This is a genomic window from Vibrio sp. 10N.222.55.A1, assembly GCF_041473835.1.
Taxonomy (GTDB): Bacteria; Pseudomonadota; Gammaproteobacteria; order Enterobacterales; family Vibrionaceae; genus Vibrio; species Vibrio crassostreae_C.
On record NZ_JBFRSX010000130.1, the window covers coordinates 1 to 858 of the forward strand.

Annotated in this window: 1 pseudogene; it reads left to right on the forward strand. The window is 37.3% G+C overall.

The window, feature by feature from the left end:
• Positions 1-532: 532 nt before the first annotated feature.
• A pseudogene (locus AB4493_RS22075) lies at positions 533-858 on the forward strand (alanine glycine permease); the annotation flags it as partial.

The following is an 858-nucleotide window of genomic DNA, read 5'->3' on the forward strand; positions in this document are numbered from 1 at the left end:
TTTCCGCTAGAACATAAAAGCTCTGATAAAGGGCTTTTTTAATATCCTCAGATCCAAAGACACCTTCAGCCTTCGAATGTTTATACACCTCGAAAACATATCGAATACTCGAAATCCCCTACGCGCCCTCTATGTCCCTCCAGCCCATCACTCTGAATTCTCCTTCACCCGACTCTATAGCAGCTACTGCATATGCTTTTCTCAGCATAAAAAGCATCGACTTATTCCCAAATGATGACAAAACCCGAACAATTGTAAATTTATTGTAAAAATTTCTTTGTTGGCATTATTTTTATGTATAGGATTGTCAGTAGGACTTGGTAGTCCGAATACCATAGTCTTATTGGTGCACATACCAAAAGGATATCCATATAAAGCAAGATCAGTACTTATATTTATTTCGTTTTTCGACCTAGCTACAGCCGTTTATGTTGCCGTCGAATGAAGTAGATATACCGCTGAAATATACAAATCAAATAGAAAACAAACACAACAGCAACAAACATAATTTATTAAAAAGACAGGGACAACCATGAAAAACATACGTGAATTATTTTTTGGGTTTATATTATTGTTTAGTTCCAGTGCATTTGCAGAAGAAGGATCATTTAACCAAGCTATCAGCAACTTAAGTCAAAGTGTTGATGGTTTTTTCAACGAATACACAGGTTGGTTCGTTGGGCTGATATTTAAAAGTGTACCGATTGGTGAAGCTAACTTCCCAGTGATTGTTGGCTGGCTGTTGCTCGCTGCGATCATCTTCACTGTTTATTTTGGCTTTGTTCAATTTAAACGTGTCGGCATGGCGATAGACATTATCAAAGGTAAGTATACCGATCCTCATAGACAGAACCTTAA